This window comes from Streptomyces sp. NPDC057565, from assembly GCF_042801455.1.
Lineage (GTDB): Bacteria > Actinomycetota > Actinomycetes > Streptomycetales > Streptomycetaceae > Streptomyces > Streptomyces yanii.
On record NZ_JBHVFU010000067.1, the window covers coordinates 1 to 15,099 of the forward strand.

Below are 15,099 nucleotides of genomic sequence, written 5' to 3' on the forward strand. Positions count from 1 at the left end.
GCAGGGCGGCGAGGAAGGCCCGATCCGTCGGGGCGAACCTCACCCGCTCGGTGCCGAGTTGCCGCTTCAGAACGATCAGCTGATGCCGCAGCGCGGCGAAGGCGTGAGTGACGGTCAGATAGGCCAGGCGAAGCAGCACGACGACCGATCCTGCCGCAGATGGCGATCATCGCCGTCGGCGGGGTGACCTGCACGGACGTAATAATCGGCACGCTCAACGTCGGCGGCGGCGAACTGCTCGAAAACGGACGACGGGACGACAGGGCAGGAGACGTGGAGGTCATGCCCACCGAAGCCGCATGCGGAGGCGGACCGGCCGCCCGTCGGGTCAGCCCGCGGCCGTGTCCTCCGGCGGAAGGCAGGTGAGTACGCCGGACATGAGGTCGACGTACTCCTCGGAGTCCCAGTCGGAGTAGATCTGCGAGCCGACGGCCGCGCCGTCGGAGAAGGCGACGACGAGGGTTGCGATGTCATCGGCCCGGTCCGCCGAAGCGCCCGGCTGGACCCGGCGCACCCAGGCGGAGATCATCCGCTTGACCTGGAGCCGGCAGTCGAGAAACGCCCGGCGGGTCTTGGCGTACGTGTCGGCCTTCTCGAGGAGGACCTGCATCCCGACACGCATGAAGTCGGGGACCATGCCGAGGGTCCGGTACGACGCGCCCACGACATTGCGGACGCCCTCCCCGAGGGTCGTTCCGTCCTCGGCCTCCCACCGGGGGACCGTCACGAGCCACTCGGCGAAGCTGTGCCGGATCACCTCCGCGAAGAGTCCGTCCTTGTCCTCGAAGTGCCAGTAGACCGAGCTGACAGGCAGGCCCGAGCGGCGGCACACAGCCGCTATCGTCGCGCCGGCCACCCCGTGGGTCTTCGCCAGTTCCGCGGCCGCCGTGAGGATACGGTCGGCAGATCGGGCGGTCGGGGCCGCCTCCGTTGACACCGACTCGGGCTCGGCCGCCGACTGCTGCGGGTTCATGCCGCCGCCCCTGTCCGCACGAGGTGCTCGGCGAGTCCCCGGGCGGCGAGGTCGACGACGCGCTTGACGTCGCGGCCGGAGGTCGAGCGGACATGCATGAAGAGACCGTCCATGAGCATCATGTGGAACCGGGCGAGGCGCCGCGGCAGAGACGGATCCTCCGTCACCGCCTCGGGCCGGAGGACCTGGACCCACCAAGCCGCGATCGCGCTCTCGGTGTCCTGCCGTACCTCGGCGTAGAGGCGGCGCGCGGCCGGCTCCTTGAGCCGCTGCTGGAGCGTGAGCAGGAGCCCGAGGGACCAGAACTCCGGCGAGGTCGTGAGCGATACGGCGGCCCGCTGGAACCGCGCCGCGACCTCCTCGGCGACCGAGCCGCTCTCGACAGGGCCGGCCCAGGTCGGGGCGAGCGCCCGCCACTCCCGATAGGAGAAGTCGAGGGTCGCGGCGAGCAGCTTGTCCTTGCTCCCGAAGTGCCAGTAGATCGAGCTCGCGGGCAGCCCTGTCGCCTCGGTCACGGCGGCGACCGAGGTCCCGTCGTAGCCGCTGCGCGCCGCGATCTCGAGCGTTGCCTCGAGGATCGCGCGCCGGGACTCGTCACCCTGGCGGTGACGGCGGTCGGTCTTGCGTGGCACGGCTCTGCTCTCCCCCTGCTGCCGGGCCCGGGCCAGGAGCAGCCGGGCTTCTTTCACTGTAGCAGCAACTCCGGAAGAGCTTGATCTCTTACCTGTCCGGACATTGGCCATTTCTCGTTGTGGTGCATGCGAAGTCTTGCGCTGCAGCACCAGATTCTCTACTTTTCATTGTAGTGATCGCTACAGAGATATGGGTCAGTGAGGAGACGCCGTGACCGAGTCCCAGCAGACCGGCGAGCCGGGAACCGTCGACCCCGCGCACTACCGGGAGGTCATGGGGCACTATCCCACCGGTGTGGCCGTGGTGACCGGGACGACCGAGTCGGGGGAGCCGGTCGGCATGGTCGTCGGCACCTTCACGTCGGTTTCGCTCGACCCGCCGCTCGTCTCGTTCATGCCGAAGACGACGTCGGGGACCTTCGCCCTCATGCGTGACTCGGGGACCTTCTGCGTCAACGTCCTCGCGCACGACCAACTCGAGCTGTGCCGGACGATGGCCGTGCCGCGGTCGGGGAAGTTCGACGACGTCGCATGGTCCCCGTCGGCGTACGGCGCGCCCGCCCTCGACGGTGCCGTCGCGCACATCCACTGCACCCTCGACCGGGTCGTCCCCGCCGGCGACCACCTCGTCGTACTGTGCCGTGTCCAGGACATGGCGGTGACCCGGCCCGCGACGCCGCTGCTCTTCTTCCAAGGCGGCTACGGCGGCTTCTCGCCGCGCGGCCTCGCGGCGCGCGGTGACGCCGAGCTCATCGAGGCGGTCCTGCTCGCCGACGTCGGGCGGACAGCGGTCGAGCGGCTCGCCCGGGAGCACCGGTGCGAGGCGGCCGTCCTCGTCGCGGTCAACGACCACGAGCTCACGACCGCGGTGAGCGCCTTCGGCGGCTGCGCCCGGCCGCAGGAGCGGCTCGGACGGAGGGTGCCGCTCATGCCCCCGCTCGGCGAGGCGTACATCGCGTGGGCGCCCGAGGAGACGATCGGGGCGTGGCTGGGGCGCGCGTCCTCGCAGGAGCCGGAGGTCGCCGAGAAGTACCGCCGCCGCCTCAAGACGGTCCGCGAGCTCGGCTACGCGATGTCCAGGATCCAGCCCGAGGGCGGCCCGCAGTACGCCGACCTCACCGACGCGATGCGGGAGTACGCCGGGGGTGAGCTGACGCCGGCCCGCGAGCGCGCCGTCCGGGCCGTGATCTCCAGTGCCTCCCCGTTCTACGAGACGTGCGAGATCGTCGACGGCGAGACCTACGACCTCGGCGCGATCATCGGACCTGTCCTCGGCCCGGACGGCTCGGTCGTGCTGTGCCTCCGGCTCGGCCAGTTGCCCCGCGGGGCCGACGCGCACCAGGTGCGCCGGTGGATCGCGTCACTCAAGGAGGCCGCGGCCAGGATCTCGCGCAGCCTCGAGACGAGGGCGGGCGACCAGTACGCCGCATGGCAGGCGACGACCGGCGACTACCTCATCTGAATCTGACTGCTCCCCTTCCTGAAGGGGAGGGGATTCCTGGCGCAGGCCACCTCCTGGAGCAGTGCTCCAGGAGGTCCTACGCCCTCGGCGCCGGCCGGGTCCAGACCAGTCTTCTGGTACATCTTCGAACGCGGCCTGTTCGACTCCTGGCAGCCTCCGACACGAGCCGCCCCTCCTGCGGTCTGCGCCGGGCCGTCATCCGGTCGTCACGGCACAGCTTCTCCTCGGCCTTTCTGCCGTGTTGGGCATGTGGAAGGCCGTGGTTGCCGGGCCCTCGTCGCAGCAGATGGGGCGAGCCTCAGGCGAGACCGGCGGCGAGGTCGTTGCCGACGATCCAGCCCATGCCCATCGCTGCGAGCAGCCCGTTGCCCGAGCTGTAGCCGGAGGAGTCCGGGCCCGCGAGCCCGACGGCCGTCCCGCCGCCCGCGCGCAGGCCGGCGACGGCCGAGCCGTCCTTCCGGAGCACCCGGCCGTGCGTGTCAATCGCGGCTCCGCCCTGGGTCGTGAGGACGCCGTGGGTCAGCCAGGCGTAGTGGAACGGAGCGACGAGGCGACGACGGCCGGGGAGCGGCTCGAGGGCGCGATCGAGGAGGAGCGCGTCCATGCGTACGTCCGCGGCCAGAGTCGCGAGGTCCGGAGCACTGCCGAGGGCGCTGGCCTTGGCCGAGTCGCGCATCATCTCCGAGTGCGAGGCGACGAGGTCGGCCTCGGCGTCCCAGACCATGAGGGCACGCTCGTTCGGCTGGGCGGCGACGTGCGGCGCGAGCCCCGAGTACCCGTATGCCTGTTCGTCGACGAACCGCTCGGCGCCGGTGTTCACGAGGACGGCGCCGAGCCAGGGCAGGTTCGGGTTGACCCGGGTGCCGTGGATCGTGACCTGGCCGTGGCGCAGGCAGGCGCCCATGTTGCGGAACTCGGCGCCGAGGTCGCGCAGCCACGCGACGGCGTCTCCGGTCGCGGTGCTCACACCGCCGTGGAACGGGTCGCCGAGTTCGGCGCAGAACTCGCGCATGAGCGCCCGGTTGCCGGCGAAGCCGTCCGTCGCGAGGACCGTCGTCCCCGCGGAGACGGTCACGTCGGCGCCGCTCTGGCGGGCCGTCACCCCGATGACCCGGGCCTTTTGTCCCGAGCCCTCGACCCGCAGCCCGGTCACCGGCGCCTCGTCCAGGAGGGCGACGTTGGGGCGGTCGGCGAGGATCTGGCGGAGGTGACTGATGAGCGGGCCGCCACCGCGGCGCAGCGGGTCGGTGTGCAGGCGGGGCACGGAGATCCCGTGCCGGGTCATGTCGAGGCCGACCTCGAGCGGGTAGCCGAGGGCGTCGGCGATCCAGTGGATGTAGCGGGGTGCGACCGCGGTCAGCGCCTCGACGAGAGGGCGGTGCCGCTCGTCGCCGTTCTCGACGAGGATGTCCGCGGCGTGCCGGGCGGGTGAGTCCTCGATCCCCGCGGCGGCCTGGAAGCGGGTCCCCCCGGCGGCGAGGCTGCCGCTCGACACCTGCGCGTTGCAGCCCTCGCGGGTGCTCTTCTCGAGGACGGCGACGATCAGGTCGGGGTTCTCCGACGCGCGGAGCCCGGCGAGCAGGCCACAGGCTCCCGCCCCAGCGACGACGACGTCGACTTCGAAGTCCTCGGCCATGGTCACCGCCCGCCGGCCGGGACACGGCTCGTCCCATAGAAATCCCGTGCCCGGTCGACGAGTTCGCGCGGCGGCTGCTCGTGGTGGAAGCCGACGCGGGAGGCGACGAGCCCGGTGCTGTGGTACTGCCGCGCCCGCATCTCCGCCACCTGGAGGCAGGTTCCGAGGGAGTCGAGGACGGGCACGTCGTCGACACGGCTCACACCGTGGTCGGCGAGGAAGACGTTGAGCGGCCCCTCCCCGGGCACGATGACGCTCGCGCCGGCCGCGATCGCCTCGCGGGCCGCTTCGGTGAACGCCGCGAGCAAACCGTCCGGGGACGCGTACGCGGCCATGACGTCGGTGAACTCCGCGGCGACCTGGCGGATCGGCCCGACGATCCGGTCCAGGCCGTAGACCCGCGTGTTCCGGCGCAGCTGCGGTTCGAGGGCGCCGATGAAGTTGACGATCCCGACCGTGCCGCCGAGGGTCGCGGCGAGGAGGACCGAGGTCTGCCCGAGCGTCACGACGGGGATGTCGACGAGGCTGCGGCACTCCTCGTACGCCGTGTCCGGGATCGTCGCGATGAGGAACGCGTCGTAGCCCTCGTCCTGAGCGCTCAGGGCCGCGTGGACGAACTGCTCCTTGTGCAGGCCGGAAAGGTAGGCGTACCGGATGTGCGTCCCCGGATAGTCGCTCGGGTAGGTCCCGGGCGCCATCCCGTGCAGGACGACCTCCGTCCCCGGCGCGGCGACCGAGGCGAGGTGCCGCGCCAGGGCGTCCCGGTAGTGCGGGACGTCGTCGAGGACCGTGAAGGACTGGTGCCAGATCCGCATGTCAGACCGTCCTCGTGGCGGCGTGCGCGCCCGCGATCTTCCCGAACGTCGCACCGCGCAGGACCGAGGTCGAGCCGGTGTAGTTCGAGTAGTACAGGCCCGTCATCTCGCCGGCGGCGTAGAGGCCCGGGATGATCCGGCCGTCCTTGTTCACGACGCGCGAGGACGCGTCGGTCTTGAGCCCGCCGAAGGTGAAGACGTTCGCGGCCATGACGGGGTAGGCGACGAAGGGTCCCTGGGAGATGGGCCGGGCCCAGTTGGACTTGGGTGGTGTAACGCCGGTCGTTGCGAGTCCGTCGGGCCGGGTGGGGTCCCACTCATCGTCGGGGCAGGCCGCGTTGTACGCCTCGATCGTCTCGGTGAGGATGCCCGGGTCGACATCGATCGCCTTCGCGAGTGCGGTGATCGAGTCGCCCCGGACCGGCTTCTCCTCCGTGCGGATCGCGGTCTTCAGGTTCGGGATCGCCTGGCCGCCGGCGTCGAGGATCATCCACGCCATGCCCGTCGGCTGGGCGTGGATGTCACGCGTCGTCCGCTCGTACCACGCGTCGACCGGGCCTCGGGCCTCGTCGACGAACCGACGTCCCTCGACGTTGACGAGGACACCGTAGGTGAAGGCCATGATCGCCGCCTCCGGGTCGCCGGAGCGCGGGTCGACCGGCTCGGCGTGGAAGAGGCTGAAGTTGCCGGCGGTCGCGGCGCCGACGGCGATCGCCATCTCGATGCCCTCGCCCTTGTTGTAGTTGCCGCCACGGGCGACCGGCCGGCAGGTCATGCCCTTGTCGCCGTGGTAGCGGGCCATCATCTCGGCGTTGCCCTCGTAGCCGCCGCAGGCGAGGACGACCTGGCCCGAGAAGACGGCCCTGGCCGCCGTGGCGTCGGTTGCGACGAGGCCGGTCACCTCGCCGGAGTCGGCGACGACGAGGTCGCGGACGGTCGTCTCGTAGAACCGGTCGACGCCGAGCTCGACGGCCTTGCGGCCGAGAGTCTCGACGAGCGCGAGCCCGCCGCCGACCGGGGCGAGGCGAGTCGTCGAGACGGTGAGGAAGAGCGTCGGCAGCTCGGCGAAGGAAATGCCGTGGCCCTCGAGCCAGCGCAGCGTCGGTCCCGCGTTGTCGGCGAACGCGGCGACGTAGTCGAGATCGACGACGGGGTGGGCGCGCAGGAGCGGGTTGCGGCGCTTCCAGTCCAGACCCGAGTCGGCGGTGATGCCCGGGTCCGGGTGGCCCATGAAGTCGTCGACGATCGCCTCGGCGAGGCCGTCGGCGACCTCGTCGAGCGACTTCATCCGCAGATACGCCTCGGTGTAGCGGGTGTTGCCGCCGCTCTCCTTCTCGGTCGCGCGGTCGAGGAGCGCGACGCGCGCCCCGGACTCCCGGGCGCTGATCGCGGCGCTGAGCCCGGCGATGCCGCTCCCGGCGACGACGACGTCGTACGCCTTTTCCAACATGCTCATGCCCAATTCCCGATGATGTCGTCGGCCGAGGAGACCGTGCCGAAGAGTGGAAGGGTCGCAGTGACGGCGTGCTCGTGCAGGCCGGGCGCTGGGGCCGCACACATGTCCTCGACGACCGTGACCTGCAGGCCGGAGTCGGAAGCGTGCCGGGCGGCGGACTCGACGACGAGATGCGTCGCGATCCCACCGAGGACGACGTGCCCGACGCCCTCGGCCGCGAGCACGTCGCGAAGCGGCGTCCCGATGAACGGGTTGACGCAGCCCTTGTCGACGACCGCCTCACCGTCGGCCGGCGCGAGCTCGTCGACGATCCGCGCCTCCGGCGAGTCGCCGAGCATCGTGCGGTTCGCGGGATAGCCGGCGAAGCGTGCAAGGCGGTTCGTGCGCAGGCCGTACGTCGTCTCGAAGGCGAGCCGGACGTGGAAGACAGGGATCCCCGCGGACCGGGCGGCGTCGAGGACCCGGCGCGCCGTCTTGAGGACGCCGCGCTCGCGGACGGCTGCGGCGAGCGGGGGTGCGAGGCAGAGGTCTCCCTCCTCGGCGAGGGCGACCTGGTAGTCGAGCAGGAGCAGTGCGGTGCGGGTCATCGAGCGATCCTCGGGTCGGTTGCGGAGGGACGGGGCGGTGGCTGGGGGAGCGGCGGTCACCATGCGGACCAGCCGCCGTCGGCGTAGAGGACCTGGCCGGTCACATAGGCCGAGGCGTCGGAGGCCAGGAAGACAACCGGTCCGGCGAGATCGGTAGCGGGATCGCCGAGCCGGCCGAGCATGGTGCGCTGCTCGAACCACGTGAGCCGGTCCGGGGTCTGCGCCAGCGGCGCGGTCATCGCGGTCGGGTAGAAGACGGCCGGGGCGAGCGCGTTGACGGTCACGCCGGAACGTCCCAGCTCGGCGGCGAGGGAGCGCGTCACGTTGACGACGCCCGCCTTGCTCGCGTAATAGGCGCTCTCGGGAACGGGGCCGACCCGCTCGGCGTAGACGGTGGTGAGGTTGACGATCCGACCGCCGCCGGCCGCCGCGAGCCGGGGACCGAACTCGCGGCCGACAAGCCAGGTGCCGGTCAGGTTGACCCGGACGACGCGCTCGAACTCCTCCAGGGTGGTCTGCTCGACCTCCTTGCGGAGCATGACGCCGGCGGCGTTGACGACCACGTCGATCCGGCCGTGCGCGGCGACGACGGCGTCCGCGAGCGCGTGGACGGACGCCTCGGAAGTGACGTCGACGGCATGACACGAGGCGCCGCCGCAGCTCCCGGCGGTCTCGGCGAGTCCGCCCCGCTGCGCCTCCAGGTCAGCGAGGGCGACGGTCGCCCCGTGGCCGCAGAGCCCACGGGCGGCAGCGGCACCGAGCCCCCCGGCCGCGGCCCCGATGACGAGCGCGACCTTGCCCGTCAGGTCGAACAGGGTGCTCACCACTCCAGCTCGCTCTCCTCGGCCGCCGCAGACGCGCCCGCGACCCGGCCGAAGACCGCGGACTTCCCGATCGAGGTGCCAGTCATGTAACCGGCCCCGTGGAAGCCGCCGACGAGCTCACCGGCGGCATAGAGGCGAGGGATCGGCTCGCCGAAGACGTCGAGGACCCGCATCGCCCGGTCGACCGTGACGCCGCAGTACGTCGCAAGGACGACCGTCCCCGACAACTGGGCGTAGAAGGGCGGGGTCTCGATCCGGCGGCGCTCACCGACACCGCCGACGAGGTGGACCCGGCCGAACAGGTCCGGCTCGCCACGCGCGATCCGGTCGTTGTACTCCGCGACCGTCGCCTCGAGGACGCCAGGCTCGGTCCCGAGCCTGACGGCAAGTTCCTCGATCGTGCCGGCCGTCTCGAGCATCCCGGCCCGCAGACGGTCGCCGAAATCGTAGATCGGGACCTCGTCGTTCGTCTCGGCCATCGTCCTCGCGTCGAAGACCTGCCAGGTCCGGGCCGTCGGCTGGGCGAGGCTCGCATCACCGAGCGCCTTGTAGGGGATCGACTCATCGACAAAGCGATGCCCGGCGCGGTTGACAGCGATCGCACCCTTGTAGACGGCGAGGATCCCCGTGCCATCCTCGCCCGGATGCGCCTCGTGGTAAATCCCGTACGTCCCCTTGACGTACGGCAGGTCACGCATACCCGCGCCGAGCTGCCACGCCATGAGCAGGCCGTCGCCGCGGTTCTCGCCGCCGCCCGCGAGGAGCGCCTCCTTCATGAGCGGCGCAAAACGGGCCAGCATATCCCGGTCGCGGGAGAATCCGCCGGTCGCCAGGACCACGGCGTCGGCCCGGACCTCGCGCCGCCCGCCGCCGCGCTCCACCTCGACGCCGACGACCCGGCCGCCCTCCCTCAGGAGCCGTCGCACGCCGGCGCCGGTCACCAGGCGCGCGCCGAGCCGGCCGGCAGCCGTGAAGAGCGCCCGGAGCATCGCGGTGGTGTCGCTCGGGTGCGACCTCGGCACGCTCTGCCCGGAGGCCGCGTGGATATGGCCGTAGCGGACGCCGAACCCCTTGAGCCAACGGTAGGTGTCGAGTTGACGCTCGCAGTACAGGTCGACGAGAGCGGGGTCATTGACGCGCCCGCCCGTGGTGAGGATGTCCTCACGCAGGAGGTCGACCGAATCGGTGATGCCCTGCTCGGCCTGCTCGTCGGTCCCTGCGAACGCCGACAGCCCGGCCGACCGCACGGTCGACCCGCCAACGGTGTCCGCCTTCTCGAGGAGGACGGCGTACGCCCCCGCCTGTGCGGCCGACAGAAGGGCGGCCGCACCCGCAAGGCCTCCACCGAGAATGAGGACACCGACCCGGTCGGGCAGCTCCGTCTCGACCGGCAGGCCCTCGGGCGAGAGACCGGGTTCGGGGCTCACGGCCGGACCCCGGCGGCATCGAAGTGGGCCTCGGCGGCACTGAACTGGGGGAGATGAAACAGGTCCTGGCGTTCCTGCCAGGTCGCGATGCGGTCGGTGTACGTCGCCGTCCGACCATTCTCGCGGAGGTGGGCGAGCGCCTCGGTGCCGGCGCGGATCACCGCGCGCAGGAGGAAGTTCGCGTAGAGGACGACGCGGAAGCCGAGACCGGCGTACTCGTCGAGGGTGAGCTGGGGTGTCTTGCCGCCCTCGACGACGTTCACGACGAGGGGGATGCCTGCGAGTTCGCGACCGACCCGCTCGAGCTCCTCGACGGTGCGCGGCGCCTCGACGAAGAGGACGTCGGCGCCGGCGTCGGCGTAGCGGGACGCGCGCCGGATCGCCTCGTCGATGCCGAGGACGCTGCGCGCGTCGGTCCGCGCGACGATGATGGTCGCCGGGTCTTCGAGTGCCTGCCGGACGGCGACGAGCTTGGCCGCCATGTGCTCGGCGGGGATGAGGGCGTGGCTGTCGAAGTGCCCGCACCGCTTGGGCATCTCCTGGTCCTCGAGCTGGATCGCGGCCGCGCCGGCCCGCTCGAGCATCCGTACCGCGCGCATCGCCGTGACCGGCCCGCCGAAGCCCGTGTCGCCGTCGACGACGACCGGCAGTGCCGTGGCGGATGCGACCCGGTCGACGTGGGCGGCGACCTCACCGAGTGAGACGAGGCCGATGTCCGGCACGCCGAACTGGGCGTTCGCGAGGCCGGCACCCGTGGCGTACGCGGCCTCGAAGCCGGCCGACTCGACGAGCCGGGCCCCGAGCGCGTCAGTGACCCCGGGCAGCACGAGCGGACCGGCCGAGGGGTCGGTGAGGAGGGACCGGAGCCGGGCGCGCCGTGCCGCCGGGGCCGGCGCGGGGCCGACCCCGGTCAGCGCGCCTGCGTCCGGGAAGGGCGCAGTGCTGTTGGCCATGTCCGGATCAGTCCTTCACGCCGGCGGGCGGCTCGGGGAGCGGGTGCATGATGCCCGGCGGGCGGCCCTGGCCGTCCGGGTGCTGTTCGTGGCCCCAGACCGCCGTGCGGTCGTAGACCTTCGGCACCCACGTCTCCTCGTCGACCTCGAGACCGCCGAAGCCGTACTCGACGTGGAACGAGCTCGGCGTCGAGTGGTAGAAGCTGAACTGCTGGTCGTTCGTGTGCCGGCCGAGGGTCAGCGTGATCGGGACTCCCATCTCCTTGGCGATCTCGTAGCCGGTGCCGACGTCGTCGAGCGAGCCGACCTGGATCATGAGGTGGTTCAGACCCGCGACACCCGGAGGGCACTGTCCGAGCGCGAGCGTGTGGTGGCGCGCGTTGCAGTGGTAGAAGCGGGCGTTGAGCCGGCCGGGGACGATGATCTTGTCCGAGAGGCGGAAGCCGAGCCGGGTGAAGAAGCGGTGGCCCTCCTCGATGTCCGGCATGAGCAGGAGGACGTGTCCGAGGCCCTGCTGGCCGGTCACGAAACCGGAGATCGCGCGGCCGGGGCGGAACGTCGCCCGCTGGGCCGTACGGCCCCACGTGACCTCGTGGCGAAAGCCCCACGGGTCGGTGAAGAAGAGGATCCGGTTGACGTCACGGGCCGCGGCGAGCTCCGCGTCGCCGCGCTGGGCGCTGATGCCGGCGTCGGCGAGGGCCTTCTCGACCGCGTCCAGGTCCTCCTCCCAGTCGACGCCCCAGCCGATGTAGCGGGTCTCGTCGTGGTCGGCCGGGTGGATCTGGATGCGCCAGGGCGCGTCGTCGAACTTGATGCGGACGGCCCCGTCGGGGCCGGGGTCGGCAACCATCGCGCCCCACATGCCGGTGGCCATCCGGGGCCACTCGTCCTTGTTGGGGGAGCCGACGCCGACGTAGGCGAGAGAGGTGATCATCCTTGGTCTCCTGGTGGTTTCGTGGTGGCCGGGTCAGGCGAAGGGCGGGGGCGGCGGGAGCTCCCCGCCGAGGTCGTCGGCGGCCCAGGCGACACTCACGGCTTCGGTGAGGTTGCAGATGTGGCTCAGGCCGGACTGCAGGTCGCGCCAGTACCGCTCGTTCGGCAGGCGCAGGTGGATGCCCTGGGCGCCGGAGAGCTTGTAGAGGCGGTCGACGGCGTCGGTCGCGCGGCGGACGGCGCGGACCCCGTTGCGGCGGGCGGTGAGCCGTTGGGTCCAGCTCATCTCGCCGCCCTTGTCGACGAAGTCGAAGAGCTCACGCATGTCGCACAGGAGATGGGCCCTGGACGCGGCGACGTCGGCGGCGGCCTCGGCGTAGGCGTTCAGCTGGATCGGGTCCTTGCTCGCGACGCGGCCGTCGGCGGAGACACGCTGGACCATGTAGTCCCGGTAGACGTCGAGGGCGCCCTGGGCGATGCCGATGGTCGCGCTGTTGATCGCGGCGGAGAAGACCACGGGGAACTTCAGCTTGTAGAGCGACTTGCCGGGCCGGCGGTCCTCGTAGGCCCCGTCGTGCATCGCCATTCCCTCGACGACGCGGTAGTCGGGGACGAAGACGTCATGCATCTCGACGTCCTTGGAGCCGGTGCCCTTCAGGCCCAGGGTGTTCCACGTGTCCTCGATGACCGTGTAGTCCTCGCGCGGGATCACGAAGTGGCGGATGTCCGGCGGCGTACCGGGGGTGCCGTCCTCGTCGACGACCATCCCGCCGAGGATGACCCATCCGGCGTGGTCGGTGCCGGTCGAGTAGGGCCAGCGGCCGGAGAAGAGGAAGCCGCCGTCGACCGGCTTGGCCCGGCCGAAGGGCGCGTAGGGCGATGCGGTCCACGTGTCCGGGTCCTCGCCCCAGATCTCCTCCTGGAGGCGGTGGTCCATCATCGCGATCTCCCACGGGTGAACCCCGACCACGCCGGAGACCCAGCCCGCGGAGGGCGAGGCCGCGGCCACGGCCATCGCGGCCTCCATGAAGTCGACCGGGTGTGCCTCCTCACCGCCGAACTCGACCGGCTGGTACATCCGGATGATGCCGGTGTCGCGGAGGGTCGCGGCCAGCTTGTCGGTCAGCCTGCCGAGTTCGTCGCTCGGGACGGACTCCTCCTTGAGGACCGGTATCGCGGCCTCGACCTTGTTCTTCACATCGCTCATGTGCGTAGGACCTTCCTGGGGCGTGCGCCGGGTTGCCGTCGCGCGGGGTTTCGGGACTGTCAGTGCTGGGTGACGAACCCGGTCACGAGCCGGTTGAACTCGTCGGCGTGCTCGACCTGCGCCCAGTGGCCGCACTGGTTGAGCAGGACCAGCCGCGAGTTCCGGATCCGCGCGAGGAGGGTCAGGGAGTTCTCGAAGTGGACGACCCGGTCGTCGCGGCCGTGGACGAGCAGGGTCGGGATGTCCATCGAGTCGAGGGCGTCGAGGGAGAACCACTGGGCGATCGCGCCGCCGCGGGCGAAGCCGTCGAGGTAGTTCGCGAGGTGCTCCGGGTGCTTGGCGGCGCCAGCGGCGCGCTCGGCCGCGAGCTCGTCGGTCGCGAAGCGCGCGTTGTCGAAGGTCATGACCTCGGTCAGCCGCTTCATCGACTCCGTGGACGGGTCGCGGTAGGCGGCGACGAGGACCTTCATGCCCTCGGACAGCCCGCCGCCCGGCGTGAGGAGCTTGGGCTGGGGGCCGGAGCCGGGCCCCATCGTGACGACGTGGCTGACCCGCTCGGGGTACTCGGTCGCGAGGCGGAGGGTCGTGATGCCGCCCATGGAGTTGCCGACGAACGCGGCCTTCTCGATGTCGAGCGCGTCGAGGAGCTGGACGGCGGCTTTCGCATGGTCGCGCTCCTCCTTGGTGACCGGGTCGGACTCGCCCCAGCCGGGCATGTCGGGCGCGATCACGCGGAAGTGCGCGGACAGCGGCTCGAGGTTCGTCTTGAAGTTGCTCCAGCCTGTTGCGCCCGGTCCGGAGCCGTGGAGGAGGACGACTGCGGGGGCGTCCTGAGAGCCCGCCTCGTTGTAATGGATGTTCCAGTCCTCGGTCTTCACGGACCGGCTGGTGTCGCCGTACGTCAGCGCCATTGCTCAAGTGCTCCTGATATCAAGTGTGGTGACGGTCATTCAGGTTCGGAGAGCGTCGCCGCCGGGGGAGGCGGGGCGGCGTTCGCCTCGGGGGATCGGGGCTGCTCAGTACTGCGCGGTGGGCGGTATCTCGCCGCCGAAGTGGTCCAGGCCCCAGGCGAGATAGCAGGGTTCGCGGCTGTTGCACACGTGCGTCGCCGCGACCTGGAGGTCTCGCCAGTAGCGCTCGAGCGGCGACGCCTTCTGGATCGACGAAGAACCCATGAGCCGGTAGAGCTCGTTGACCGAGCCGATCGCGCGGTCGGTCGCCCGGACCTGGTCGCGTCGGAAACGGAGCCGGTCCTTGACGGTGATGTCGCCGCCGGAGCAGACCGTGTCGTAGAACCCGGCGATGATCGCCCGGACGTGCGCGATCCCGGCCTCCACATCGGCGTGCGCCTTCGCGAGCGCGTCGAGGACGAAGGGGTCCACCTTCGAGACGCTGCCCTGGGCGGAGACCCGGCCCTCGATGTGCTTCTCGGCGACCGCGACGGCTCCGCGGGCGATCGAGAAGGTGCCCGCGCTGATCGCGAAGGGGAACATGACCCCGAACCGCATGGCGTACAGGGGCGCGCCCGGCCGCCACCGGTCGCTGTACGTGTTGTCCCGGACCTCGACGCCGTCGAGGACGCGGTGGTCGGGGACGAACGCGTCGGTCATCCGGACGTCCTTGGAGCCGGTGCCGGACAGGCCCATGACGTTCCACGAGTCGGGGACGATCTCGTAGTCCGACCGCGGCAGGATGAAGTGGCGCATCGTCGGCGGCGTCGTCGGCCTGCCGGATTCGTCGGCGAGCAGGCCGCCGAGGATGACCCACTCGCAGTGATCCGTGCCGGTGCTGAAGGGCCAGCTCCCGCTGAACCGGTAGCCGCCCTCCACCGGCACCGCCCGCCCGAAGGGGGCGTACGGCGAGGCGACCCAGATGTCGGGGTCCTCCCCGTAGACCTCCTTCTGGAGCCGCGGGGAGGCGATCGAGATCTCCCACGGATGGATGCCGACGACGCCGGCGATCCAGCCGGCCGCCGGGTGCTGCTCGCCGACGGCGAGAACCCAGTCGAGGAAGTCGTTCGGGTGGGCCTCCCAGCCGCCCAGGTCCTTGGCCTGCAGGAGGCGGATCCCGCCCGAGGCCCGGAGGATCTCCGCGGTGCGGTCGGTGGTCCGGCCGAGTCGGTCGCTGGGTTCGGCCTCGGCGCGCAGCGCGTCCGCGTGCTCGAGAATGTACGCCGTTGCCGGGTGCATGGTCG

Annotated in this window: 14 protein-coding genes; 1 reads left to right on the forward strand and 13 read right to left on the reverse strand. The window is 71.3% G+C overall.

Going from position 1 to position 15,099, the window contains the following annotated elements:
• Positions 1-328 precede the first annotated feature (328 nt).
• Positions 329-973: a TetR/AcrR family transcriptional regulator gene (locus tag ACFU8W_RS44960; protein ID WP_384050882.1), complete on the reverse strand. Its 645-nt coding sequence runs from the start codon at positions 971-973 to the stop codon at positions 329-331.
• Positions 970-1,605 carry a TetR/AcrR family transcriptional regulator gene (locus tag ACFU8W_RS44965; protein WP_384050885.1) on the reverse strand — a complete coding sequence of 212 codons (636 nt, stop codon included), beginning with the start codon at positions 1,603-1,605 and terminating at the stop codon, positions 970-972. The genes ACFU8W_RS44960 and ACFU8W_RS44965 overlap by 4 nt, the downstream gene beginning before the upstream one ends.
• 211 nt (positions 1,606-1,816) lie before the next feature.
• Between ACFU8W_RS44965 and ACFU8W_RS44970 the strand changes: the two genes are divergently transcribed.
• Positions 1,817-3,067 carry a flavin reductase gene (locus ACFU8W_RS44970; RefSeq protein WP_384050888.1) on the forward strand — a complete coding sequence of 417 codons (1,251 nt, stop codon included), beginning with the start codon at positions 1,817-1,819 and terminating at the stop codon, positions 3,065-3,067.
• A gap of 298 nt (positions 3,068-3,365) precedes the next feature.
• Here the strand turns inward: ACFU8W_RS44970 and ACFU8W_RS44975 are convergent, their stop codons facing one another.
• The 11 genes from ACFU8W_RS44975 to ACFU8W_RS45025 form a co-directional block, all read right to left on the reverse strand.
• Positions 3,366-4,703 carry an FAD-binding protein gene (locus ACFU8W_RS44975; RefSeq protein WP_384050891.1) on the reverse strand — a complete coding sequence of 446 codons (1,338 nt, stop codon included), beginning with the start codon at positions 4,701-4,703 and terminating at the stop codon, positions 3,366-3,368.
• A 2-nt stretch (positions 4,704-4,705) separates the two neighbouring features.
• The gene (locus ACFU8W_RS44980) at positions 4,706-5,518 is read right to left on the reverse strand and encodes an aspartate/glutamate racemase family protein (protein WP_384050894.1); all 813 of its coding nucleotides are present in this window, start codon (positions 5,516-5,518) and stop codon (positions 4,706-4,708) included.
• A gap of 1 nt (position 5,519) precedes the next feature.
• Positions 5,520-6,974, reverse strand: a complete 1,455-nt coding sequence (locus ACFU8W_RS44985) for an FAD-dependent oxidoreductase (RefSeq protein WP_384050897.1) — start codon at positions 6,972-6,974, stop codon at positions 5,520-5,522.
• Positions 6,971-7,561, reverse strand: a complete 591-nt coding sequence (locus tag ACFU8W_RS44990) for an isochorismatase family cysteine hydrolase (RefSeq protein WP_384050900.1) — start codon at positions 7,559-7,561, stop codon at positions 6,971-6,973. The genes ACFU8W_RS44985 and ACFU8W_RS44990 overlap by 4 nt, the downstream gene beginning before the upstream one ends.
• A 56-nt stretch (positions 7,562-7,617) precedes the next feature.
• Entirely contained in the window at positions 7,618-8,388 is a 771-nt protein-coding gene (locus ACFU8W_RS44995; protein WP_384050903.1) for an SDR family NAD(P)-dependent oxidoreductase, read from the reverse strand.
• Complete coding sequence (locus tag ACFU8W_RS45000; protein ID WP_384050906.1) at positions 8,382-9,812, reverse strand: FAD-dependent oxidoreductase; 1,431 nt, start codon at positions 9,810-9,812, stop codon at positions 8,382-8,384. Before ACFU8W_RS45000 ends, ACFU8W_RS44995 begins: the two co-directional genes overlap by 7 nt.
• A complete protein-coding gene (locus ACFU8W_RS45005) occupies positions 9,809-10,765 on the reverse strand; it encodes an oxaloacetate decarboxylase (RefSeq protein WP_384050909.1) in 957 nt (318 codons plus the stop codon). Before ACFU8W_RS45005 ends, ACFU8W_RS45000 begins: the two co-directional genes overlap by 4 nt.
• Before the next feature lie 7 nt (positions 10,766-10,772).
• Positions 10,773-11,699, reverse strand: coding sequence for a VOC family protein (locus tag ACFU8W_RS45010; protein WP_384050912.1), 927 nt, complete (start codon positions 11,697-11,699; stop codon positions 10,773-10,775).
• Positions 11,700-11,732: 33 nt separating this feature from the next.
• On the reverse strand, positions 11,733-12,905 hold the full coding sequence (locus ACFU8W_RS45015; protein ID WP_384050915.1) for an acyl-CoA dehydrogenase family protein: 1,173 nt from the start codon (positions 12,903-12,905) through the stop codon (positions 11,733-11,735).
• 59 nt (positions 12,906-12,964) lie between these two features.
• Positions 12,965-13,816 (reverse strand): alpha/beta fold hydrolase, encoded by an 852-nt coding sequence (locus tag ACFU8W_RS45020; protein WP_384050918.1) that lies wholly within the window; start codon positions 13,814-13,816, stop codon positions 12,965-12,967.
• Between the two features lie 105 nt (positions 13,817-13,921).
• Positions 13,922-15,094: a hydroxylase gene (locus ACFU8W_RS45025; protein WP_384050921.1), complete on the reverse strand. Its 1,173-nt coding sequence runs from the start codon at positions 15,092-15,094 to the stop codon at positions 13,922-13,924.
• Positions 15,095-15,099 lie beyond the last annotated feature (5 nt).